A 25,482-nucleotide genomic window follows, 5' to 3' on the forward strand; every position below is an offset into this window, starting at 1 on the left:
ATTATTCGAATATACTTTATTAAGCAACTATATTTTTAAACATCCAATACATCAGTTTTTGGTCGAACAATAACTTTTTCATTCATAGTCTTCTTGCAAACGAACTCATAATAGTAAGCATCAACAAAATTCATCTTATATTAATACTTATTTAAACCGAATCAAAATATTTGTTTATATTTTTTAAAATATTCTACCCTTTGAGCTGTTGGTAAAGAGTTAATTGCAACCCATATATGTTTTTTGATCTCTGAGTCTTCAAGCGGTGTTGAAAGTAAATTAGAATCATTCAATATTTCCATAGCCTTACTATCAATTTTTTTCATCAACATATCTATAGGATTATTCTGAAGGGCCATATTCTTTAACCCCCATTTCGTGATTGTAAATGAATTAAGCTTATCTGAGGCCTTAATTATTCCTTCGGTGTTTTTTAAGCGATTTTTGGATTCAGCATGGTAAATATTAATTTGATAATCTTTTTTTAAAGGAATGATATCCTTACCTGTCTGATTATTTTTTCCTTTGACTTCTTTTGAATAAACCACTTGACCTGAGTTTGTTAAAATTTCCACAGAAGCATATTTTTCATTGCCATAGTAATTATGCGGAGATGCAGAAGTCATTGTAAATATTGCTTCTGCATGATTATAATCGATTTGAAACTCTGCAAATTTACTATCTCCCAAACCTAAAAATTGAATTGTTTGATTTGTCAAGTTACTAAAACCTATTTTTTCCACATCAACAGTTAACGAATTCTCTTTTTCTTTTACATAAGCATAATGTTGATTCGTTTTATATTTCCCCTTCTTTCCGTCAGGAATTTTTAATGTATAAATGCCATTCGGAATATCTTTAAAATTGATATTTTCTCCTTCAATAACTAACTCTTTGACTACTTGATTTCCTTCCTTTAATTGAACTTTTTCCCCTTTAAAAAGGTCTATATTTTTAGTTTTCAACTGGATGGTCAAGTCTCCTTTTAAATTCAGTGGAGCAATTTCTTCATTAGTCACCATTTCAAAATTACTATTAATTAGAATATTATCGTCTACTAGAGCTCTCGCATGAGATAATTGCTCTTCTGGTACAACATCTACCAATGAAGCTACCGCTGGATACCCTTTAGCACGATTACTTTCAGCATATATCGGATCCAAAGATATACCCCATCTTTGTAAAACCGCTGTAAAATCGTAACCACTATGTTCACTATAATACTGATTCATTAAATTTGGTAAAGAATATTTATTTTTATTAAAATCAGGTTTGTTGGCTAGTTCACGATAATTTTGATACATTTTTGTGAATGCTGTATCTCCAGCTTTTTGTTTTAACATAGTTAATAAAATTAGTTTGTCCCTTAAATCTATAGAACTATATGTGCCATTATTTTTCACAAGTTTTGAATATAGATTTTTTTCAACTGCCTCTTTTTTACCGTAATTAAAAAGCCAACCTATCTTATCGGCCTCTTTTCCATATTTATCATATTGATATTGCACAGCAAATAAATTATTTGATACTTCACCAGTATACATACCTTGATTATCAAAACTTGCTTGATAACCATGGCCAATTTCATGGAGAGTTCCCCAGCTTACTTTTTTCAACCACATCTCTGTTGTACTTGCACTATTAGCGGTCCATTTATCTCCATAATATGCTCCACCTGCGCCATGCACATCCGCTTTTAAAAAGTATCGATTTTCACTTATCTTATTCACTTCACTAGAATTATCTAAACCAATCATTTGATTATAATCAGTGAAAAGAGTTTCATAGTAATCAATAAGATCATCTAGAGATTGAAAATCTTTTGAATTTTTCACTAATCTCTTATCTTTTTCCGGCATAAATAATTGAAAGCTATCGATTTTTATTAACGCGTATTCCGCATCATGTTGATCCCAAGTATCAAAAAATTGTGTTACATCTTCAAGTTTTTGATACTTGGGTAATGGTTTTTGAACTTCATTACTTTCAATTTGATATTCCACTGTAGCACCTACTAATCCATATGGCGTATCTATAAATGGCACTAACGTCTTATCCGATTGGACAGTCACCCATTCAGAACCCACCTGTACAGATTTTTCATCTTTAGAATCATTCGATAATAAGCGTAACGTCAATTTGTTATCAAAATTAGGCTGGGTTTGTCTAACCTTTAGAGGGGTATTTTCCCGTAAAATAAAACCAAGATCTTGTCTATCATGATACTTCCCCTTACTAGTCCCAGTTTTGAAAATCCACGTAGGTTCTTCAATACTAAAAATTTCTTGTTCCTTTATTTTTTCGTCGGCTTGAGCATCTATATCACCTATTATAAAAAGAATGAGCAATGCTAATCCTGTTATTATCTTTTTTCTCATATTCATACCCTCGCTGTAAAAAATTTTATGGATTATTATTTTTTAAAAACAGAAAACATATTTGGTGTTTATTAAACAATATAGTTTATAGACGTACAACTATTAGGCTACCTTTTGGTGAATTTAAGATAGCTATATTATTTAAACTCACTAAACATAACACCTATATTACACTGCCCCTCCTAGCTTACTCTAGAAATACAATCTTAAGTCGTAATAAAACAATCATGATTATGCAATCTCCTTTCAACCATCTGTTATACTTCTATGACAACTTATATATATAAGTTGTCATAGAAGTATAACAGAAAATGCAAATAAATCACACAATTTCCACAAAAATATTTTAAAACTATAACATTATAAGCTTCGTTTAATATTTTAACAATTGTTCAGATCCGATTCCTTCTTGTGTGGGTGTACTGGAGTAAATACTTTTATCGCCTTTCCCTACTGTAATTCTAACTACAGCTGCAGATAAGTTATCAATTCGAAGATGTGGTGGTACACCACTAGCTTGATAAAATAGGTGCTGTAAGCCTTCTAAAAAACATTCCGTATTTTCAGGTAGTGATGGGTATACAAGTGCTGTATTATTATAAGGAATGCTCAGTAAAAGTGCTTTTATGTCTTTGTATGCACCATCTTTTACAACTGTCATATTCTAAAAATCTACTAGTGCTTCTCCTATTGGTCTTCTAATCTTCCATATCGTGCTCCTTTCTCTATTTTCATTTGTGGTTTTCAAAGTTTAATGTACTCAAATACAGTTCGATAAGAACCTTTAACATCATATTCCGCTTGTAATTGTTTCCATACCTGTTGGTTTGTACTTATTTTCTTACGCCGAAGTTTACTGTCCTCTACTAGCCACAATTCTATCATTTCACCGTATCCACAGTTATATACAGCATACTTCGCTTTGTATAACTGATATCCGAAGGTTGAATTTCCCCATCCACATATTTCTTTACTGTTTTCCAATCTTCCCCGACCTTTTTAGTAATCTCAGATATACTCAAACCCCCATTTTTTCAAGACAAAATTTCTACTCAACTCAGTACTCTAATTCAGCACTAAACAAATATATTGCTTAGTGTCCAGAAAAAGCGCTGCAAAGATTAGGTGCTGAACATCTGTTTAATAAGGCTCTATTTCATCATAATAAACCGTTTTTATAATACCAGTTTATTTATGTGAACTTAAAAAGGAGTTGGTTAAAATATGTCCCGATTATTTTTTAACATTAATCGGGGGAATATATTATTTTGGAGTAAAAATTTCAAGGTACCATTTCGAATAAAAAATACCACAACCTATTCTCATAATGTAGAGAATAGGTTGTGGTAAAGACAACATGTATTTTAATAAACATACCAATTTTGAACTACTAATATCGTTTGGTTGTTGCTCATATTCGCATAAAATTGTATTTAATCCCTGTCTAGATAACGTTCAATCCAACTACTAATTATTCAACTGAGATTTTTTTGTTCGTTATAAAACTTTGCAACAGTATCTCTAGTATCAAATATTATGTATTTTCGCATCACTCGCAGAGATCCATCTGTGTAATACTTTTATTTCTTTACCAGTATTTGTTTTGGCCCATATTTCAACTAAAGCACCTGATCCTATATACCAACTCTCCTCAAGAGGAGGGCGTAATCGTCCATCCATTTCCAATGCAGGCTTATTTAGTGTATAGAAAACTTTTCCATTTACTCGCATTTTATATTGTGGAACAGAGTTATAAATATTAGGATCTATACCTTTTTGGAAATATACCGCATTATATGAAAGCCTTGTGCTATCATACCAGAAAGCTCTCCATTTATGAAACCCATAATAACTCAGTAAACTTGGATATGTTCTCCATTCAGTTATAGAAACATCATCCACATTAAGATATCCCGTTCCATTATTTAAAAAACCTATTTGGAAAAGAATTCTGGAGTTTCATCGGTGGTATTAAGTATACATTGAACCAATTGCCACTGATTACCTTGAGTACCTTCTAATATTCCAGTCTCCTTAACTCCTGGTCCAGCGCCCTTATTGTTGTCGTCAAAAAACGTTATTCTTTCTAAAAAACTAGCTAGAAAGGTTGACATTTTTTATGAATCTTTTGATTCAAGATGAATTACAACTATTTTCTGAAGAGTTGTATCGTCATTTAACTCCTTCTCTTTTGGAAAAACTCGCAAAAGAATTAGGTTTTGCAAAAAGAAAACGAAAGTTTTCAGGAAATGAATTAGCTGCCATATGTATTTGGGTAAGTCAACGTACAGCGAGTGATTCTCTCGTGATAGACGCTTTTTTACAAGGATATAAGAAAAAACATCCGAAAAAAGGATTAATTATTCATACAGCAATGGGCTCAGTATACAAGCAGTAACTTTCAAGCCACACTCAAAAAGTATGATGCTGTTTCGAATGTCAGTAAAAAAGAAAACCCTTATAACAATGCACTGATGGAATCTACAAGACCATAAAAAGAGAGCTTATTCAAGGTGCCAAATTTACAACACCTGAACAAGCTCGGACAGAAAGATTCAATACAAAAAGAATGTATTCTTCTTTGGAATATCTTTCTCCTATCGAATTTAAGAAAGCCTATTTATAATATTCACCTAACTTAGCGTCCGGAAAATATTGACAAATCCAGGTTCACTTCAGTTTTTTTAACCGGATTTATATGTTTTTCATATTTGTAAAAGCCTTTCATAATCTAAGATGGGTAGTTACTGTAAAAATTCAACTTTTTCTAACAGGATATAAAAAGTTATACTTTATAATTAAATACTAATATATTTTATAAGAATTTAAAGTTCAATCACCTGTCCATCCTTCATAGATTAAGATATCTTTATCCCGTACTACAGCCCAAACCTTTAACCATGCTCCTTTTGCAAATCCATATCCTGAATTATAATCTAAGAAATTTAATTTTATTCGTCCGTCTGATTCAGGATTATTACGTGGTTTTCCGATTTGAAAACCATTATTAAGAGATATTTTATACTCAGTTATTTGTGATAAAATATTTTTCTCCATGCTGTTGAAGTATAATCCATCTATCCTCTTTTGTTGACCTGGAATCCATGAATTAAATCTATGAGCATTTTTAATTTGTTGTTCGGTCGCGCCTCCAAATTCAGCAACTTTTACTTTAAGGTTGTGGTTTTTTTCATCAACAGCAAATACTCCAATTTTATTATCTGTAGCAGGTGCATGACTGCCCGTACCAAATGATATGGTTCTTTCACCATTTTTGTCTACTATATTTGAATCAGGTAAGATCTCCCCCCAAGAACTATCATTAAATAATAGCTGGTAACGAACTTTTTGACTTGGAAATTTAGATAGTTTTACATTACTTACCCTATACTTATTAGTACTAGTATCAAAAGGTACAGTCCAATCCTTAAAAACATGGGATTGTTGGATATTTTCCGTCTGCTTCCACTCAGTCACAGATACATCATCAAAATGTAATCTTCCATTTCCAACTGTTTTAAATCCTAATTCTTTGAAGAATTCTGGGTTAGGACCCGTATTAAATGCAAGTTCAACGAGTTTCCATTCATCACCTTCTATTTTACCACGAACGTTCGCTCCACGTCCTCCATTTCCTGTTACATCAGGTTCTCCTACAAAGAAAGTCGCTTCGGTACTCATTCCTCTATCTGCTCTCACATATGCTTTCGCCGTATAACTGGTATAAGGTTTTAAATTAAGTTTTCTTTTTGCATAAGAAGGATCACTATTACCGTTCATATAACCATGAGTTTTTCCTGAATTAGGACCACTATCCTTCAATGTATATGCGTAAGCAAATGTATTATCCTGTGTTTCAAAATCATAATAAGCCTCAGGTACATGAAGCGTCATCTTCATTCCACGCTTCCATTTTACATTGTATATTTTCTTATCTTTCATATTTGCTAATTGCGCTTCGACTTCTTTTTTTGTCTTTTCATCAAATATAATATTGAGCGCAGATTCATCAATTATAATATCATTCCCTTCTGCATCAGTATAAATCAATCTACCATCTTTTTCTGTTGCATCAAATGCTTTTTTAATTGCTTCTTTCACGGTAATTTCAGGTCTTTTATCTTCTGGGTCACGTGAATCTTTCGCTGCTATACGGCGATCTACATTCTCTTTACCAATGCCCAAGTTTAGCGTTAACTCCCCCGACACTGTATCTATATTTGTTCGAATCGGATCCCATTCCCCACCTGGTACTTGATTGCCACTCTCATTGATGATTCCATATTGACCTTTATTTTGGGTCGTCTCAATATTCACTATTTCACGACCATCTTGGATTGCATCTAATGTTTCTCCATTAATCTCCATTTTTACTGTTCCCGCTTCATTGGCTTGATTGATAAAGATTGGTGCGGTTCCCTTCGCAGGATATGTTGCACCCGGTGCTAAACTATTGGCAATCGTATTTTTATTGGCAGTCACAGTCCCGATAGATTTGTTCTCATTTTGTAATACAAAGTTCGAGGTTGGTGCTAAATCATATATGGGTGCCGTTCCCTCATTGTGATATCGTACATTCGCACTTAAATATGCTGCAGTAGAAGGATTGACAGCGATTTGTTTTGCCCAAGATTCCGTTTCAGAATTTTGTATAGCAGTACTCTTTGTCCAAGAATGTTTGTAACTTGGAGATATTTCAAAGGAGAACCCTTTATCATTAAAGCCCAGTTTTCCTCCAACGCTCACTTCATGTGTTGTTGAATTTGTCTCTGTTACTGATTTTGTTTTTGATCCAGACTGTCCTTCGGTTTCAATCTGATTTGGGGAGAAATGTATTTTTTCCATCCCTACACCAACAGATGGATATGCAGCAATAAGTGGATCTCTAGCCACATTTTTTGTAGCTGCAGGCATTTTACCAGTTACTTTCTGAAAATCAGTATACGGGTCTTCAGCCGTTTTGGCTGTTCTTGGGCTAGACACATATTTTTTATACCCTTGTGCCGCATATGTATCGTTCCAAGCTACAATTGCATTATCTTTAAATGTATATCCATTTTCTTCTAAAATATTAGGAATTCCATCACCATCTGTATCTATATCCAAATTTTCCAGAGACATTGAACCCTTTTTCTTATTCAGTTCTGTTTGTGAATCAAATAAATTCTGATTTGGTAATAGGGATTGCTTATCATCCTTCACTTCACTTTTTTGAGAATAATTTGGTGAGAGTAGGCTTTTTTCTGGGATCAAGATTTCTTTTTCTTGATTCTTACTCCACAAGAGTTGCAGTTCTTCTGTTTCTCCTTTTTTTATTTGTTGTTCAATCTTTATTTCATACAGTTTATCTTTTTCTAGGCGCAAAGATTTCTTTTCTTTTTTTTGTTTTACAACTGTTTCTCCATTCCCTTGAATGATGACGTTTTCGTTATTAGATGTAGAAAATGTATAGTCTCCTGTTTCATCAGGTTTAATGTTTCCTACCCAGCGAATAGATTGTATATTTGATGTATCTGCCTTCACTTTTTCTTTGCTTAATAACGTATTCTTCTCATCCACTTGAATAAAAGAAACCTCTGTAAATTGATTGTCGATAAAATATTGACCAATCAAACCTGTAGAGATTTTTTCTTGCTTTTGTACCTGGGAAGTCTCCTTTTGATTCTTGTTAGTTTCTTGTGTTTTTTCCGCAAAAGAGGCACTTGGAGATACCGCAATTTGCGCTAGTAATGTTGTGATTGTTAAACATTTGTACACATTCTTCAATTGCATGCGCTTTCATCCTTCCTACTTTTAATTAGGCTATAGTTAAAATTGAAAGAGAAGATAGATATATACCTATTTGTTCAAGAAATCCGGGTAGAGACCAAAACCATAGCTATTCATGTTCTATTTTATTGGAGAAAATCTATCTTTCTATGAATCAATAAATTAATCTCGTTTACCTCTTGACGCTTTAAATTTATCACCTTTTGTATACAATGTAAACTTTTTTGTATACAATTCGTTTTTTGTTCACATAAAATCATTAATTTTGTTTTGAAATAAGTAAAAGAAAGGAATTGTTACTGAAATGAGATAAACAAATAGGATTTAATGTGTCGATAAAAATCATATCAAAATAAGGAAAACCGCTGCACTTGTATTACGCGGTGCATGCTGACAGAAAAATTGTTTATTATTTAAACCCTCGTATTCTCACAGTTACTTTATCTATTCATATTGATCAACAGCAAAATTAAAAAACGTATCAAGATAAGATTCATTGGCTAATGTATAATGCGGTTCTGGTGCAAAAAATATAACACTTATGAAATGAATCGTTAAATCTTGGACATACTGATACTATTACTCTTAACAAAAGTGTGTGATCAGTATGGAACAGAAAATTTTTTTAAAATGGAAGCACTATCAACCAGAGGTTATTTTATTAACTGTACGTTGGTACCTACGGTACAATCTCTGCTTACGTGATTTGGTAGAAATGTTTGTGTATCAGTCACCTCATCTCCTTCAATCCAGCCTTGATCTCCAAGTTGCCCTCCACCTCTGGATAAAAAACGGTTTGGTTCAAATAAACCTTATTCTCTTCAACCCGAGTATTGTAGCATTGCATTCTTGAAGATAAGGATATTGAAAATGCATTTTGCGAAAAATTCACAAAACACAATTCTTAGCATGTTCCATTTTGAAAGTATCCTCAGCTGCAAATAATAAAGCAAAAATCAATCCACTATGAGCTACAGATATTCCGTAAGCTCCTAATTCAGGGAGCTTATTCATAATATCATTTACTTCCTTTTTATAATGTCTACGCTGATTTACATAAGCACTTATTGTTGCGGCACCCCCTAATAATTCAATATCTTGTTTTTTTATTCCACGAATCGCTAGATCCTAGGCTTCCAAAATTTTTTTCATCTCGTCAGGTGTATAAGGTATCCTCTTAAAACTAACCGTATCGACAGCTTCTCCATTATCAATAATAAGCAACTTCATCGGCATTAACGGACCAATATCTTCAAGCAACCTCCCTTCAAAAAAATCATATACCACCGCTGAAGGATACATTACACCATCAGACATTTCAATTGATGTGCAAATATTTGAGGAATATCATTACAATAAATGACTTTTTCACAACATGGCTCCATTTGTATTCCGAAATATAGAAAAAGCTTCAAATGCATAAAGGCATTCAAAGCTTTTCTACGGAAATAACTTGAAAAATAAATCATCATAAAAGGGTTTTGACTAGTGTTGTCTCTTACATACATAACTTAACATATAATTATATAATTTAAAATATCAAATACCGATATATGCATAATTGCATATATTTTATTAAACAGGTAAAACCCATACTTCTTGACGTTCTCATCTTTAACATACCTTATATATTCAGCTTCAATGATTACCCCCTCTAAAAATGCACCAATACATATAGAAAAACTTTCACAAGAATATCTGGAAGGAGACACAGGAAAACCACACCTCTCTATGGTTGAAAAACCGAAATACAAAATATCCTATAAAAAACGAAAGTTATCAAATGAAAACAACGGTGAACATACTTGATTAAAACCTGAAGAATTTTCTATCAGTTACAGCAAACCTCCTCTAACACTTCAATCTTTCCTGCATATACAATAGAAGTACTTTGTCATGCTGCATATCAACCTAGGTAAGGTTTTGAATTTTAAAGTCGGTTTTAGACAATGTCATAAAATGGATTGGAACTATGAATTCACTTGTACAAACACTACAAAAATATTCAGAATCGATTTGAAATGAATAAACTTGTAAATGATGATTATACAGACTTAAGTCCTTAATAAATTGTGGTTCTGATGAGGGCATAAGAGGGACTATACATGTATTTAGCGGTTGACTCAAACCGTTACCGATACATTTAAAAAAACTTTCTTTAGCAGTCCACATACGATAAAACGCATATTGTGCTTCATTTGTTGGAAGCTCTTTTAAATACCGTTGTTCGATTTCATTAAAAAAATGAGCATTTTCTCCTATATTAATCATACTTACTTTTTCAATATCAATGCCAATGGCCTCATTTGTAGATAGAGCGAGCATCACCCATTTACCAGAATGAGAGATATTAAATGAAACAGAATAATTTCCCACTATTTTTTTGCCATACTTGGTAGTTATAAAATGGATATCTTTTATATCTTGTTGGGTATGCTTTGCAATCAAATACTTTGCCATGTAATTACCAATAAGGGTTCGTTTTTTATCGTCATATTTTTGCAATCGCGCAATTTGTCTCTGTGTTTCTTTTTCTAAAAAAGGAAGAAATCTCAATAAATCTGTTACATCATACTCATAAATATTTATCTTAACAATTAAAATCACTACATATATCTCCTTATATCGCTTTTAAAATTCCATATAAAGTATCTATTTTATCTATAGGTTGCTGCAAAACTCATGATTCATAGCATGTTCAGCTAGTGTTGCTAATTCACAACATTTCCATTGTTATTTTACTATTTACAACATACTTTATTTAAAGTAATCATACTATTTAAAAATGCAACCTTTTATAGGAAAGAGCAGTATTCCATCACAACAAAGGTGACTGGACAAAACAAACATGAATAAAATTGTATTTACAGTAAAAAAACAAGTATATGCTAGGTCACAGCATATACTTGTCATAGGCTTTACGTTTTTTCATTAAAAAAAACCAATCTTTTGTCCGTATTGAAGTAAACGATGAATAAATTGTTCATTTAATTTTGGAGCGCATTCTTTCATATTGAGATCTTCTAATGTTTGGTTACTATCAAATATATAAGGTGAATTACGTAAATTATTTCGATCCAATTTGATAATTACTAATTCAACACCTTCTCGATTTTTCTCTTCCTCATTAAACAAATATTCTTCAAATTCTTTTACAGGTAAAAAATCAATCTTATATCCCATACTCCGAATATACTCTACCATTTTTCTATGCGGAAGCGGCTCATAGTGACAAACATGAAAAATTCGTCGATCCGTGTTAGTCTCAAGTGCTTTCACAATGACTGCACTCGCAAAATCCACTGGAGTTAAATCCACTTGCCAATCTACATCAATGGCTTTATTTAATAAAATCATTGATCGAATCCACCCATACAGTGCATTGCCACGTATATTTTCTTGAAATTGCCCATTTTCCATGGAACCGACTAAATTTCCTATTCTGTATATGAAAACTTCTCGTTTCTTTAGCTGATCTAACACTTTATTTTCAGCAGCTAACTTTGTCTTTGTATACGTATTATTTTTAATATCCATATTTCTTCTATTATCAATAGTAAATTCATCCCATAGTCCTTCTACGGCTAAATCTTCAAGTAATCCGACTGTAGAAATGTGATGAAACTCTATATTCGAATTTAAATCAAGGAATTGTAACACATTTTTTGTGCCCTCTATATTATTAGCCGTAAATCCTTCTAAATCCCCATGAAATCGTACGTCAGCTGCCGAATGAATAACAGCGTCTATTTCTTTAGCTACATTACAAAACTTTTTGTAACCAAGCCCTACATATTTTTTGGTAATATCCCCCTTAATAACATGAACATGCTTGAAACAAAGAGGCTTATTAAAATAAAAACCATATTTCCCCTGTAATCTTTCTTCCGGCTTATCTCCTCTAATTAGAACGTAAACTTCATATTTTTTTTTCTAATAATTCACGTAAAATATAGATGCCTAAAAAGCCAGTGGCGCCTGTTAATAAAATTTTTCTACGTTTCCGTTCTTTACGAATATCAGGTTTCTCATTCAAGTATATAAAAGATTCCACAGGCGCATTCAATACGTTATGTTGCGTCTTTATATTCGTAATATAATTTGCTGACTCTCCAATTGTTGGATGCTCATAAAAATCTTTTAAAGTAATTTGTGGATAATCAGATCGTAGAGCTGATAATACTTCTAATACCTTTAAAGAATGCCCTCCAATTTCAAAAAAATTATCAGTAACACCAATATTTTTGAGTTTCAATATTTTTTGCCAAGCCAAAACGAACGCTTGCTCAACTTTATTTCTAGGCGCAACTATATCTGTCATTTCATCAGTAATAGAATAAGCTTCTTCGTGTTCTAATTTTTTTCTATCTACCTTACCATTTGGAGTCAACGGTAAAATGTTTAATTTTTTATATTGATCCGGTACCATATATGAGGGCAATTTTTTCTTTAACATCTGCCTAATATCTTTAGATTTTATAAATGAGCTACTTGTATAAAATGCTTTTAATTTATCTCCTTTATCTTTTACTACTACAGCATCATTTATATTTTCTATGATGCATAATACATGTTCTATTTCAGCTAGCTCAATACGATGTCCACGTATTTTAATTTGGGTATCTTTTCGCGATATAAATTCTAAATTTCCATCAGAAAGGATACGTACTAAATCTCCTGTTTTATATATTTTCCCATTGTATTTATCTGCTTCAAATGGATTATCAATAAATGATTTACTAGTTTCTACAGATTTATTTAAATAACCTTTGGAAATACTAAGAGATGCAATCCATACTTCCCCTATTTCGCCTGTTTTGCAAAGATCCCCATTTTCATTAACTACATAAAGTATAGTATTTGCAATAGGTTTTCCAATTGGAATAGACGGTGAGGATTCATCAAAATTTTCAGGTATCTTATAGTAGGATACTGCTACGGTTGTTTCTGTTGGACCATATAAATTATACACATCCATTGTATGACCAAATTGGTTAAAGAACCGTCGAACTCTTTCCTTGATTAATTGTTCACCACATATACTAATTATACGTACAGAACTTAAACTTGATATTTCATTCTCTTTAGCGTATACAGCAATATGATGAAAAAACACTGTAGGAACAGTAATAATTGTTAGTTTTTCTCTATTAATAACATCGATAAAGTCTGAAACTGATTTTTTATCCATGTCATCAATAATATGCATACATGAACCACTTATCAAAGAAGGGAAGATTTCTATAATAGATAAATCAAAATCTAATTTAACAAATTGAAGTACTTTATCATTTTTGGAAATTTGATATTGTGCTTTGACCCATCGGGTAAAGTTCAAGAGATTACCATGTGTCACATTTACCCCTTTAGGTTGGCCTGTAGTACCTGAAGTATATATGATATAGGCATTGTCCTGTGATTTTAACTGAATCTTTATATTTGAAATGTCGTTTCCATCTTCTAGCGTAAAAACCTGTATACTTCCAAACCTTTGTAAAACCCTTTCTTTATACTCCTTCTGAACTATAATACAAGCCATTTTAGTATCCTTTAGGATATACTGATTTCTAGCAAAAGGATTATTGGGATCTAACGGAACATACACCCCTCCTGCCTTTAAGATTCCAAGTATGGAAATAATCGCATCCATCCCTCGATCAAAATATACTCCTACGTAATCTCCTTTACCTATATTGTTATTTATTAATACATGTGCTAACTTATTAGACTGTTCATTTAATTCTTGATAGGTTATTTTTTTCTCTTTGTCGGAAATAGCTATACAATCGTAACAGTGTGAAACATCATTTTGAAATTCCTGTACAACTGATGACATATACATAATCATCCTCTCGTCATAAAATTTACGCATTTTTAGATTACGAAATACTATATGACAGTTTTACAATTGTGTGAATTACCAGAATTTCAAGTATGCACTTTTCTGTTCAAAAGAGTTTTCCAGGTCATTCAAAAAAACATCCAATATTGCGTACCCTAATTTGGTTCACACCCTCTTTAAAACTATGATTAAGTATCAGATTTATCATTAACATCTAAAACTATCAACACCACATACCTAAACATTGTACAGCATATGACATCGTTCTGAGTCTTTCCATAATCGATCCCAATACATCTGTACAATTATTTGCCGATCTATCTATGGTACTATCATTCCATTTGTCCTCATTCATCTACGCTGTTACAATCAGTCGTAGATGTCAACCACTTTTGAATACGTTCATTTTTACTCCCACCCCCATTGTTAAATCCAATTCTAGATAATTATTTGGTGAACGGCTCTACTCAATGTTCTTTCTAGTTTTCAGATAGATCACAAAAACTTAAGAAAAAAACGACAAGAGTAGCCGTCGGCTACTCTTGTCGTTTTTTTCTTAAACTGCTCCCTATATATTTCTCCTTATCTTGAAACTTCCAATAAAACTTCGTATTTAAACGGAAGTGTAACCCCTTCGTTCTTAGGAGTAATTTTAAAGTAATATGTTTTAGAAGGTTCCATTCTGACCAAATAAGGTTTCTCAGAATACTCATACTTATCCACTACATTACCAGTATCATCATAAAGCGTTATGAGACTATCTACTCCTTTTTTAAATAATAATGTAACCGAATTATATTTATTTAGAGTAAACTGATGAGTTTTGTATTCTGGAGTTAATTCACCTTTCCAAGAAAACAACGTGCACTTGTCTTGCCTTGCTTCGCTTAATACTATCCTATCTTTCAAATCAATCCATTTTTCTTGTGAACTATTTGGTACGAATGCAGATGCATGATTGTTTTCTCCTAATAACAGTCCGGCTACGATTATACCCATTGCAATGTATTTTTTCATATATTTTAACTCCTCCTCGTATAGTAGGCTTAAGCTGTCATTTTAGCTTTGAACTTTCCAATCAGAAAGTCGTACTTTTTATTACTAGGATAGCTCGTTTTTCCTAGTTAATGACACTTCATTTATTTTTGGCCCATTTAACTCCATAGGTACATCCTTTTTAAAACCTGGATTTTCTCCTTCCTTTTTAGAAATTCATTCCAAACGTCCATTACATCTGACTAACATATCTTAAGCCTTTTATTTTTTAACAATAACAATTTCATAAGCATATGACGGTTCTTTTGCGTAAATTTTCATAACGTTCCGTGTGCTATCCCATTTTATATCCCATTTATCCGTTTTTGATGCAGGTGCTTGTATTTCCCAACCGTTTGGATAATATTTTGGAGAAAGAAATAATTCAGTCGGTTCTTTAATATTTGAATTGGAACGCCATGCTACATGTAATGTATTGGAACTTCGCTTAAATTTCCAACTTATATCAGTACCTGAAATGGCCCTAGGATATGGGTATGCTAATACCTCAGCAAGTTGATTATAATCCCCATTTTTATCATAAGGTCCCCACCTTCCTTTATCATTAGACCAATAGGAAAATCCTGTTCCCCCCATTGATTCTAGGTTAGCTAATACATCCGTTACATAATTAAGTGCTCCCTCTTTTGTAGCATTCAATCCAAATTCCCCCAATAAAAGTGGGACTTCCTGCTTAATAGCTTCTTCTGTTCGATTCTTTTTCCAACTACGGATGGTTTCTTGTACAATCCCTTTTGTAAGACCTGTATAAGTTTCTGTTTCCAGTAAAGCCGGATATAAGTGAGGTGCATAAACTAAACTTGATTCTGGTAACGGATCTTGTAATTTAGACAAAGTGGATTTAAATCCCTGATTTGCTAAAGTAACCTCCGGTTCATAAAAAATCCAAGATTTCTGATCTACACTTCTAATGTCATGAATTACCTTTTGGTACATCTTAGTTAATTTGTCCTTTTCAAAAGAAGGCCAGATGTTCGGCCCCCTAAATGGCTCATTCATAATCTCATACCCAATTATTGCCTCATTATTTGCGAAACGCTTTGCTACATGCTTCCACATTTCACCATACTGCGTTTGAACTTGATACTTATCATTCCAAAAGTTTTCGAAAGCTCGCAAAACCCCAGGTTGTAAATATGTCAAAGCCCATGGATCTTGTCTCTTCGTCGGAAGGCCATCATCATAAGTAGCCCATGCCGGCGCTCCATTTCCAGTTAATTTTGATCCATATAAATCTTGATGCATATCTAATAATACATACATACCTTGCTTTTTATACCATTCGATTCTCTCTGAAACTTTATCTAAATATTCTTCATTATATGTTCCTTTTTCTGGTTCTATCTTATCCCAGAAAATTAAAAAGCGAACAAAATTTGAACCGAGTTCTTTTGCTTCTTTTTCAATATCTTTTTCACTAATCCAAGGCATCCCGTCTACACCACCTTTGGCACTACTTGCTGTATTATATCCATGTAAAAAAAGGACTCTTCCATTCTTATCATAGATATGTTTCAATTTTCCTAAAGGCACATCTTGCAGTCCTATCTCTGATTTATCCTCTACATTTTCTGCATATACAGATTCGGTGTATACATTCATAGTCAGTAAGACGCCAATAAAACATATTCCCCACCATATTCTTGTACATAAAGTCATCTTTTCCACCCCTCTCGTATATTGATATATAACTCCCGATTTAAAAGCTTAGATTTTCTCCTTAATAAGATCCCTATAGATAAATACTTAGACATCTCAAGATATTTCTATATAGAAAGGTTTTGTAGTGACCTTTTGACTTATCCACAGATACAGATACAGCAACTTAATCTTTAATAACTTGAGAGCACAAGGCTTTTCGCAGCATATCACTCATTACACAAGCAAGCATTTGAATCAATTCATCACCAGAATCATAGACATTTCAAACGATGTTTTTCCAAATCCACTGGATTCAAATTCTTCACCATGCTTTACATACCTTGAAAGGAACGAAAACATTGAAATTCCTTTCAATACAATATGATAATAAATGATAAAAAAGATGATGTACAAAAATCACACATACCATGAGGGCCCTTATAGAAAGCAAGTAATGACCACAAAAATCAAGTTAACATCATAACCTCTTCGGTCTCATCTATTAAAATCGGATTCCAGTAAAAATCTTGTTTTCTTCATATACTCACTATATTTGAGTCAGGATCCCTATTCCTGTGGAGTAATAGGTTCCACTTTTAATTCTTTTATACCCTCTTTTAACATGACAGCATCTGTTTGTAATATTTTCCAACTATCTTTAGCAGCATTCAAGTTAGGTTTTAAGAATTTAAATTTATTTTGATCCGCTTTTCCAGATGCCCTATCAATATGTCCCAGTACTCCCGAATATTGAGAATCTAAATCATGCCATTGCGTAGACATATAAGTAAGAGCATTAATAGCACCATCAAGCAACGTGTACATCTCATTAATATTATTGTAAGCGAGATGAAGTACACGATTTAATGTTACTTTCTGATCTACCGTCTGACGTAATTCTGCTAAGGAAGAGCTTAATTTATTTATATCAGTCGCATTTCCCGCCACTACGATGATACCGAATATCGGTATAGCAATAACAGTCATAACCTTTATTAGGGTAGATTCAAGTGATTCATATCGGTTTATTTCACTTAAAATTTCATCTATCCGCTTTTGATCAGCCTCAATATCAGCTCCTTGTTGTTTTAAAACTGAATGTAATAGATCTTTATTGCTTCCAAATGCTCTAACATCTTTTCCGATACTGTCTCTTAACTGAGTTAATTCATCTATTAATTGTTGTGCATATTTTTGATTTTGTTGAATTTCACCGCGTAAATCTGTAATCCCTTCTTTTAAAGTATCTCCATCTCCTGTATGAATCGCTTCTACCAGTGTTTCATAATAATTATCAAATGTTGTATTGTATTCAATAATACCTGTCAATGTATCTAAAAGCTGTCTTTTTACTTTTGTATCCCATGTAACAGCATGTGCTCTGGCATTCTTTTGATCTTGTATAATTTTACCAGGCAAATCTGCATATCCATCAATAGTAATTCCTTCAAAATTTACATTTGGATTTTGAATTAACATGTAAGAATACTTATTCATAGATTGTGCAAATAACCCAGCCTTTTTCAAGGTTTCTTTCATCTTCACTTCATCTGCTGAAAGAGACATATCTCCATTGTTGATTTGTTCAATTTCACTTGCAAAAGCTGTCACTGGTGAAACTACAGCAGTTGTGGTCAACGCTAAAATTGTCGATACAGCGAGTAGCTTGTAAGGGATTTTTTTTATCATTTTATTTTCCTCCTCATATATTAATGTTACAAAGAATTAGTTTAGCGATTTTTTGATTCCCCTGATGAGAAATCATTATTTTGTACAGATAGAAAGCGTAGTTTTCCTCCTTGAAGCTGATTCTTCTCAAAAAAATCCTGTGTTGTATCAATACATATTAAATTAAGAGTTAGAGGAAAAAACATAAGGTAGCAGTCTATGACTTGTGCTAGAAAACTACAGAACATCATTTTGGCCATATAGAGTCAAAATAAGCCATATCCTTCTCTAATCTATAAGTAGCCAATGGATACAAATAATATTAAATTATAAAATCAATTTCTTCTTGACGAATGTATAGCTAGCCATATGATTTTTTTTATTCCGTTGCCTCTTTTGTAAAAGCAATGTCCTTCGAAATGAATTCTGCATCATTATGAATATCATTCCACCCTTGTTTGGCAGCCTTCAAGTCATCAGGAATTAAAGAAAGTTTATGATCTTGCATTTGGTCGATATTATCATATAAATCTTTATAATTTGCCCCCATTGTATTCCACTGTTGTTGAATATTTGTTAAAGACATTATCGCTTGATCGACTGTCTGATATAGAGTTGTCAAAGTTTCTTTCGCAGTAGTAAGCGAAAGAATTGCTTTTCCAGCCATATCAACCTTTGTACTCAATTCTCCGATTTTTTTAGAAATTTCATTATAGGCGTTCATATGATTAGACGCCATGACACCAGTTGCTGTTCCTAAACCGACACCAGCTGCAGCGAGAGATGTAAGACCACCAACAACAAGCGGTGTTGCTGTAGCACCAGTGACAACGATTATTACCGTTCCTGCAATCGCTCCAATAACTAAAACAGCCGTTCCCAATCCACCACCAATTCCCCATGCTAATACATTGTTAAAATGTTCTTTCTGAGTAGCATTTAGTTTCTCAATTTCAGTTTGAAGCTGTGGAATCAGTGCTTCTCTCCCTGCTAATAGTGCTGTTAAGCCACCTTTCCCATCTGGGCCACCAACATTATTTTTAAAATCTGTGGAATTTGTATACAGTTTTGCTTTGAACTCTTGTAACATCTTAATTACTTCTGTGACTTCTTTTGAATTTGTATGAATAGTAGTAATTAAATCATTTAAGCCCTCTTTCAGACCTGTCCTATCTTTCTTTTGTACAGTATCTACTAATATATCGTAATAATTTTTAAATTGTTCATCGTAATTTACAATATTACGTGTTGTTTTTTGAATCTTCGGCTTTGCTGTATCTATCCAATATTTCGCATTAATTCGAGACAGTTCCTGATTCAGGTGAATATTTTTGATTAATTCTGCCCCTTCTGAACCTAAATCAATATTTGGTAAATTTACATTCGGTTGTTTAATCATTGTTTTAGCGTATAAATCCAATACAAGAATATGAGATCCTGTTTCAGCTAATGCTTTCTTTAGTCCTTCAGGTCCTAATACATAATTCCCTATACCTTGTTCTTGAACAGTCTGTTTTTGTACAAGTGCATGAATCGTGTTACCGTTAGTAGCAGTTATAACCGTTGCCAGTGTTGAAAAAGTTAGCACCTTGAATAGAATTTTTTTCATATTCGTTCTCCTCCTCCCTATTTTCCAATCGACCATTACACTGTTTGGTTTGAATATTAAAATTTATCCACTTGCTCTTCAAATTGATTTATTACATTTTTTAATCGCTTTAATGTATCTTTTTGGATCTGAGCATTAGTAGTATCGACATCAGTAGATAATTTTGTAATACTATTTGTTAGTAGATTCCAATCTTCTTTATAGCGCTTCATTAGGTCCATTTCTCTATCCACTTGATTTGCAAATGTATGCAAATCATTTTGCATAAGACAAAGCATTGCTTTTTGTAAATCTGCTACTTTTAATTTCGTTGTAAAATCGTAAAGTTTTTGGTTTTGTTCCATTAAATTATTTAAAGCTTCTGTCTGTCCTACCGATAATTTATTTACTTCCGTAAAGGCATCCAATATTTTTTTAATTTTTTCAGGGTCAATGGCTTTCATAAGGTCATAATCTGTAGCTTTCGTAGCCGCTGCTGCAGCCATTTCACCTTGGTTGTTTTTTTCAATTGCTGCACGGGCATCTTTTTTAGCAGATTCAACTTCTGAAGTAGATTTACCCGCTTCTTTCGCTTCTTTCTCCGCTTTTTTCTCTGCTTCTAAAATAGATTTATCAATTTCCTTTCCTTTATTATGCGCTGCCACGGCGGTTTGAGCAATTGGGTCTATGATACCTTTTGTAAGACTATAGATTTCACTAAAGATTGACAGTGCTTGTCCATTTAAAGCCCCTGGTAGCAATGCTATTAGTTCTAAATCTTTATCCATTAATTTTTTAGTATTTTGCAATTCCTTTGTTAGCTTATCTATTTTCCCCGTTCCATCTGCACTTAGAATTTCCTGTGCTTTTGTCACATCAGTATCGAGATCTGTTAGTCTTTTATCCAGAAATACTTTAAGATCTGTTAACTCATTAATTTGACGTTGTACGCTCCCTTGGTTCATCACCGCCATTTCATGAAGAGCTTCGAGTCTATCCAAAAAACCTTCTTTATCTTCTTTTTTGTCTACAAACCCTTTTAATGTTGGATAATAGCTATTAAATTTAGTTACAAATCCCTTACTTTTTGAATTTAATAGGATTAAATTAGGATAAAGTTCTGATGACCAATCATTCATATCTTTCTTGATTAGGACTTGATTTCTTTCTAAAGATGGTACTTCCTCGAGCTGTATATTAGGTCTTACTAATGCTTCATCTATAAACATTTGAGTTAATTTGGAGTGTGCACCTAATTTTCGTAATGACGAGGAAATATCCGTATTCTCTTCTTGTGTGTCTGCCTGAATGATTGGCATCGCGAGAATATGGATAGGGACAATTGTCCCAGTAACAATTGATGTTAGTACAAACCCTCTAATAATTTTATTTTTCATTTATTACACCGCCTTTTTAAAATCATATTGATATATCTTAAATAACCTTACCCTAGTATCGTTCCTTGTACATAATTGAAGTACACTCAATCTTTCGAATAAGTGTTGCCCCGTTATTATTCACTCCTCATCTAATATAGAGACCTTACCTCAAATAATGTAAACACTGTATTTCTAATAAACAAACAGCCGGATCTTAATATCTTGATTTTGTGATTCTAATTCTTTTTCTTCACATTAGAAAATAATTATTTTTAAGCGAGTAGATATAACGAACACTTTCACAAAGAACAATAATTAGACATCTATGATTTGCTTTCTTAATCCAACGTTTATTTAAAGTCTATGGATCATAAACCGAGTATGTAAATAGTTGTAACATTTAAGTAGTATTCCTCATTTAAATGCATCACCATGTGACCTTTCGTTCTTCTATCTATACATATAATATTCTTTATATCTTTCGAACTTTGATTTTTTTGTTTGTGGTGGTATTATGGGAGACTTTACTGTTTTAGATGATACTACTTGCTTTGGCATTTGTAATACACCACGTTTTTTGAGCTCTCTATACAAACTACTCACATTGCATCCCACTTCTTTTGCAATAACTGGATATTCCGTTCCATGATTAAATAACTGTACTGCTTGTTTACATTTTTCATCCCATTTTTCTTCTGTCGTTTGTACCTTTTTCGCAACTGCTCTCATATATCATTCTCCTCATTTTGTTTTATAAATTTTACAAGTATTCGCATCCTACAATGTTATCTGCAATCCCTATTAATTTCTCAATTACTTCTTATAAGAAGGCCTTTCATACTCTCATTTCTTATCATCTGACAACGTTTAACCTATTCTATCACTTACAAGTCAGGTTGATGTGGCTGTTTACACAAACTACTTACATGACATCCTAATTGGTATGCAATTTTTTATATGTAAAGCCTTTGCTTCTTAACTCAATCATTTACTGGGAAATATAGTCTCTTGTCATTTTCACTTCGAGTCCTTTTCATCAAAAAATCAATCCAGTTCCTAATGGATACCTTTCTTTTTAAACCAGACAATTATCAATACAATATATGCATAGATTATTATGGTAAATTACACCCCATACAATGCTAATCTTGTAAATCTAAAATGCGACTGCTCCTTTCTCTTTTATTCATACTACCAATCTCCATGGTATAATAGTTGTCTTTATTACCGTGAATGACAGCGCTTTCGAAAAGTAATAGACTGATTCACCCCATTTGAATCAGTCTATCCTTTTTTAAACTTCCCACCAAACAATTCTACAATCCCTCTCGACAAAACAAGTTGTACAGTCTGATTTTTCATAGTCGATAACTATACAACTATTGATGATGTGACAAATTTATAAATGAAAAAGAGTATGACTTCTTTCTTAATGATGACTGAAACAAAATCTCTTTAAATCTTTATTAGGGGTAAGTATTTAAAGTAAATTTCATCATTAGTTATAAGTTTTACATAATTATAAACCATAGTAAATTGATATTTTTTGTACTGAATATTCTTAATACTCTTTCGCCTAGGTCCGTCAACAAACAAAATATTGATTTTGTTTCCTAAAATAAGGAATCGTAAAATTTTCAACCTCATTATTTCCTGTAATATAACAAATATGATGAGGTTTCTCCAAGATTCAGTGGATTTAAAATCTGTTTCACGTTTAGCTATATAAATTGATATTGCTTTTTGTATAATTATCAATATATATATCACTTTCAATCCAAAGATATACTAAATACCACGTTGATTAATTTAATCTAAATCTTCTAATGAAAAATAACCTAAATCACGAATACAGAAATCGCTTGATTGTAACGTACCTAAGCAGTATGTACTGAATGTTTTATCATTAATTTTTCCAGATCCCACTTAAAAATCAAAAAAATCCCCACTATGTACATCATATTCTAATTGAATCTTGATTTCGGTTATTTGAGCGAAGCCATCTGAGCCAGGATATATATCCTCTAAAGAGTTAGGTACTTGAAACACAGTGGCATCCATAATGTAAATACGTTGTAAATGGACAAAAAGTTTACTAGGAATTGAAGTTTGCTCACAGATTTTTTGTTGTAATAATAAAGGAAAGATATGCTTAAAAAATACTCTGTTTTTACAGTAAAACGCTTATTTAAGCCCTCAGGGCTAAGAAGGATGCCGCTGAATGGAATCAAAATGTAATTCAAAAAAGAAATACTTTAAAAATCCCCTTCTCCATTACGTCGCAAAAAGCATTTAAAATCGCGAATTTACAGATAAAAAACTGAATAAACAGTGGGTCTATGATGTTCCCAAGCAAAAAATAGAAATCCTAAAAAGGTTTATTTAGGTGCAAATCATAATCTATATAATGAATTATGAATTAGTTATGTTTTAAGAGTTCATGCAAACAACAGTAGATTAGTGTTTGCAACACTTAATCAGGTTACATGATTTTTTAATGGAGAGCACTCTTTTATTTTTTGACAACGACTTTCAATACATACACAGAGATTTTAAACGAAGAGTAACTAAAGCAGCAATGACACATAGTATGCCTCGTGTCGGAAGATGTATTGACCATAATCCTTTGGAATCTTTTTTTGGGACACTACAAAACGAAAAATTTCATCTAAAAAACATAAAACATTTGAACAATTTCGGACAACGATACATGCATACATATCGATATAAAAAAAGATTAATCGGTTTCAGCTCTGTAGAGTATGGAACTAAAATCACTTAATACATTATATTTACTGTCTACTTGACAGGCAGGAGTTCAAGGAATAATTTTTTTGTACTTATGGAAAATTCAAATAAATAAAACTCCTTAAGTTAATTAGCTAGCCTATTTTCCAAAAAATAGACAAACAACTATATAACTATAAGTAGAAATAATAGATAATAGATTATAAAGTAAATACTACTCAATAAAATGGGGTGTTATCATGAAAGGATTTAACCTGTCACGCATAGCAACATCAATACAACCATCTGGCATTCGTAAGTTTTTTGATTTAGCGGCCAGGATGGACGAAGTTATTTCACTTGGATTAGGGGAACCCGATTTTGTGACACCAATGAATATACGACAAGCAGGTATTCATTCGTTAGAAAAAGGGTATACATCCTATACTGCTAGTGCAGGATTATTGGAGTTACGTCAGGAAATAACAAAATATCTTAAAAAGAAATTTCAGATTTCATATGATGAAAATGAAGAGATTATCGTAACAGTTGGCGCTAGCCAAGCATTAGATCTCGCTATCCGAGCCATTCTTAACCCTGGAGATGAAATAATTATTATTGAACCATGTTTTATATCCTATGCACCTCTCATTACATTTGCTGGAGGTGTAGTAGTTCCCGTAGCAACATCCTCTGAATCTCAATTTAAAGTTCAACCACAACAAATAGAAGATGCAATTACCCCAAAAACAAAAGCTATTTTGCTTTGTTCTCCAAATAATCCAACAGGAACACTTTTAAGCAGAGATGCATTAGAACAGATAGCGACAATAGTTAAAAATAATAATCTCATTGTATTATCAGATGAAATTTATGCAGAATTAGTATACGATGATGCTTATACTAGTTTTGCAAGCATTCCTAGTATGCGAGATTATACAATTTTAATTTCTGGATTTTCAAAAACGTTCGCAATGACTGGATGGCGTCTAGGCATAATTGCAGCACCTGTACATTTCGCAGAATTAATCCTCAAAATTCATCAGTATACAATGATGTGTGCACCTACGATGTCACAGTTTGCTGCTCTAAAAGCACTTCGTTCCGGAACTGATGATGTTGTCCATATGAGAAACATTTATAACAAAAGACGCGATTTTATGGTCAAATCATTTAATGAAATGGGTCTGACTTGTCATGTGCCTGAAGGAGCATTTTATGTATTCCCTTCCATATCACCAACTGGATTATCATCAGCAACATTTGCAGAACAAGTACTGCTAAAAGAAAAGGTAGCCGTTGTACCTGGAAATATATTTGGTGATAGTGGTGAAGGGTTTATTCGTTGTTCTTATGCAGCTTCGATGAATCATTTAATCATAGCTACTAAACGGATACAATGCTTTTTAAAAAATAAATCATTCTGATGGAAAA

Annotated in this window: 16 protein-coding genes and 5 pseudogenes; 4 read left to right on the forward strand and 17 right to left on the reverse strand. The window is 32.6% G+C overall.

What is annotated here, in order from left to right:
- Window positions 1-161: 161 nt before the first annotated feature.
- The 4 genes from MR169_RS04750 to MR169_RS04765 form a co-directional block, all read right to left on the reverse strand.
- Entirely contained in the window at window positions 162-2,378 is a 2,217-nt protein-coding gene (locus MR169_RS04750; protein ID WP_242319007.1) for a putative mucin/carbohydrate-binding domain-containing protein, read from the reverse strand.
- A gap of 373 nt (window positions 2,379-2,751) precedes the next feature.
- Entirely contained in the window at window positions 2,752-3,039 is a 288-nt protein-coding gene (locus MR169_RS04755) for a hypothetical protein (protein ID WP_242319009.1), read from the reverse strand.
- Window positions 3,040-3,122: 83 nt separating this feature from the next.
- Complete coding sequence (locus MR169_RS04760) at window positions 3,123-3,362, reverse strand: hypothetical protein (protein WP_242319010.1); 240 nt, start codon at window positions 3,360-3,362, stop codon at window positions 3,123-3,125.
- A 543-nt stretch (window positions 3,363-3,905) separates the two neighbouring features.
- Complete coding sequence (locus tag MR169_RS04765; RefSeq protein WP_242319011.1) at window positions 3,906-4,280, reverse strand: hypothetical protein; 375 nt, start codon at window positions 4,278-4,280, stop codon at window positions 3,906-3,908.
- A 217-nt stretch (window positions 4,281-4,497) separates the two neighbouring features.
- Here MR169_RS04765 and MR169_RS04770 point away from each other — a divergent pair.
- Window positions 4,498-4,686: pseudogene (locus MR169_RS04770) on the forward strand (IS4 family transposase); the annotation flags it as partial.
- A gap of 171 nt (window positions 4,687-4,857) precedes the next feature.
- Entirely contained in the window at window positions 4,858-5,004 is a 147-nt protein-coding gene (locus MR169_RS28445) for an IS3 family transposase (protein WP_481746813.1), read from the forward strand.
- Window positions 5,005-5,210: 206 nt separating this feature from the next.
- On the opposite strand, the gene MR169_RS04775 is transcribed toward MR169_RS28445, so the two are convergent.
- The gene (locus MR169_RS04775; RefSeq protein WP_242319012.1) at window positions 5,211-8,150 is read right to left on the reverse strand and encodes a binary toxin-like calcium binding domain-containing protein; all 2,940 of its coding nucleotides are present in this window, start codon (window positions 8,148-8,150) and stop codon (window positions 5,211-5,213) included.
- A 604-nt stretch (window positions 8,151-8,754) separates the two neighbouring features.
- Here MR169_RS04775 and MR169_RS04780 point away from each other — a divergent pair.
- Window positions 8,755-8,865: pseudogene (locus MR169_RS04780) on the forward strand (IS6 family transposase); the annotation flags it as partial.
- Between the two features lie 170 nt (window positions 8,866-9,035).
- On the opposite strand, the gene MR169_RS28290 reads toward MR169_RS04780, so the two are convergent.
- The 12 genes and pseudogenes from MR169_RS28290 to MR169_RS04830 all read right to left on the reverse strand — a co-directional run.
- Window positions 9,036-9,266 carry a hypothetical protein gene (locus tag MR169_RS28290; RefSeq protein ID WP_347408019.1) on the reverse strand — a complete coding sequence of 77 codons (231 nt, stop codon included), beginning with the start codon at window positions 9,264-9,266 and terminating at the stop codon, window positions 9,036-9,038.
- Window positions 9,267-9,275: 9 nt separating this feature from the next.
- Window positions 9,276-9,407 (reverse strand): hypothetical protein, encoded by a 132-nt coding sequence (locus tag MR169_RS28165; protein ID WP_255846429.1) that lies wholly within the window; start codon window positions 9,405-9,407, stop codon window positions 9,276-9,278.
- Window positions 9,408-10,058: 651 nt separating this feature from the next.
- Entirely contained in the window at window positions 10,059-10,754 is a 696-nt protein-coding gene (locus MR169_RS28295) for a 4'-phosphopantetheinyl transferase family protein (RefSeq protein ID WP_242319013.1), read from the reverse strand.
- A 324-nt stretch (window positions 10,755-11,078) separates the two neighbouring features.
- Window positions 11,079-12,056 (reverse strand): annotated as a pseudogene (locus MR169_RS04790) (SDR family oxidoreductase); the annotation flags it as partial.
- A 10-nt stretch (window positions 12,057-12,066) separates the two neighbouring features.
- A complete protein-coding gene (locus MR169_RS04795) occupies window positions 12,067-13,983 on the reverse strand; it encodes a non-ribosomal peptide synthetase (RefSeq protein WP_242319014.1) in 1,917 nt (638 codons plus the stop codon).
- Window positions 13,984-14,571: 588 nt separating this feature from the next.
- On the reverse strand, window positions 14,572-15,006 hold the full coding sequence (locus tag MR169_RS04800) for a hypothetical protein (protein WP_242319015.1): 435 nt from the start codon (window positions 15,004-15,006) through the stop codon (window positions 14,572-14,574).
- A 240-nt stretch (window positions 15,007-15,246) separates the two neighbouring features.
- On the reverse strand, window positions 15,247-16,704 hold the full coding sequence (locus tag MR169_RS04805; protein ID WP_242319016.1) for a cellulase family glycosylhydrolase: 1,458 nt from the start codon (window positions 16,702-16,704) through the stop codon (window positions 15,247-15,249).
- A gap of 549 nt (window positions 16,705-17,253) precedes the next feature.
- A complete protein-coding gene (locus MR169_RS04810; protein ID WP_242319017.1) occupies window positions 17,254-18,375 on the reverse strand; it encodes a ClyA family alpha-helical pore-forming toxin in 1,122 nt (373 codons plus the stop codon).
- A gap of 358 nt (window positions 18,376-18,733) precedes the next feature.
- A complete protein-coding gene (hblD, locus tag MR169_RS04815) occupies window positions 18,734-19,963 on the reverse strand; it encodes a hemolysin BL lytic component L1 (RefSeq protein WP_242319018.1) in 1,230 nt (409 codons plus the stop codon).
- A gap of 56 nt (window positions 19,964-20,019) precedes the next feature.
- Window positions 20,020-21,339 (reverse strand): HBL/NHE enterotoxin family protein, encoded by a 1,320-nt coding sequence (locus MR169_RS04820; protein ID WP_242319019.1) that lies wholly within the window; start codon window positions 21,337-21,339, stop codon window positions 20,020-20,022.
- Between the two features lie 432 nt (window positions 21,340-21,771).
- Window positions 21,772-22,035 (reverse strand): annotated as a pseudogene (locus MR169_RS04825) (hypothetical protein); the annotation flags it as partial.
- 1,098 nt (window positions 22,036-23,133) lie between these two features.
- Window positions 23,134-23,540, reverse strand: a pseudogene (locus tag MR169_RS04830) (transposase); the annotation flags it as partial.
- A gap of 768 nt (window positions 23,541-24,308) precedes the next feature.
- Here MR169_RS04830 and MR169_RS04835 point away from each other — a divergent pair.
- Window positions 24,309-25,475 (forward strand): aminotransferase, encoded by a 1,167-nt coding sequence (locus MR169_RS04835; protein ID WP_242319020.1) that lies wholly within the window; start codon window positions 24,309-24,311, stop codon window positions 25,473-25,475.
- Window positions 25,476-25,482: the final 7 nt, after the last annotated feature.

It is taken from the genome of Bacillus cereus group sp. BfR-BA-01349, from assembly GCF_022663795.1.
GTDB classification, from domain to species: Bacteria; Bacillota; Bacilli; order Bacillales; family Bacillaceae_G; genus Bacillus_A; species Bacillus_A cereus.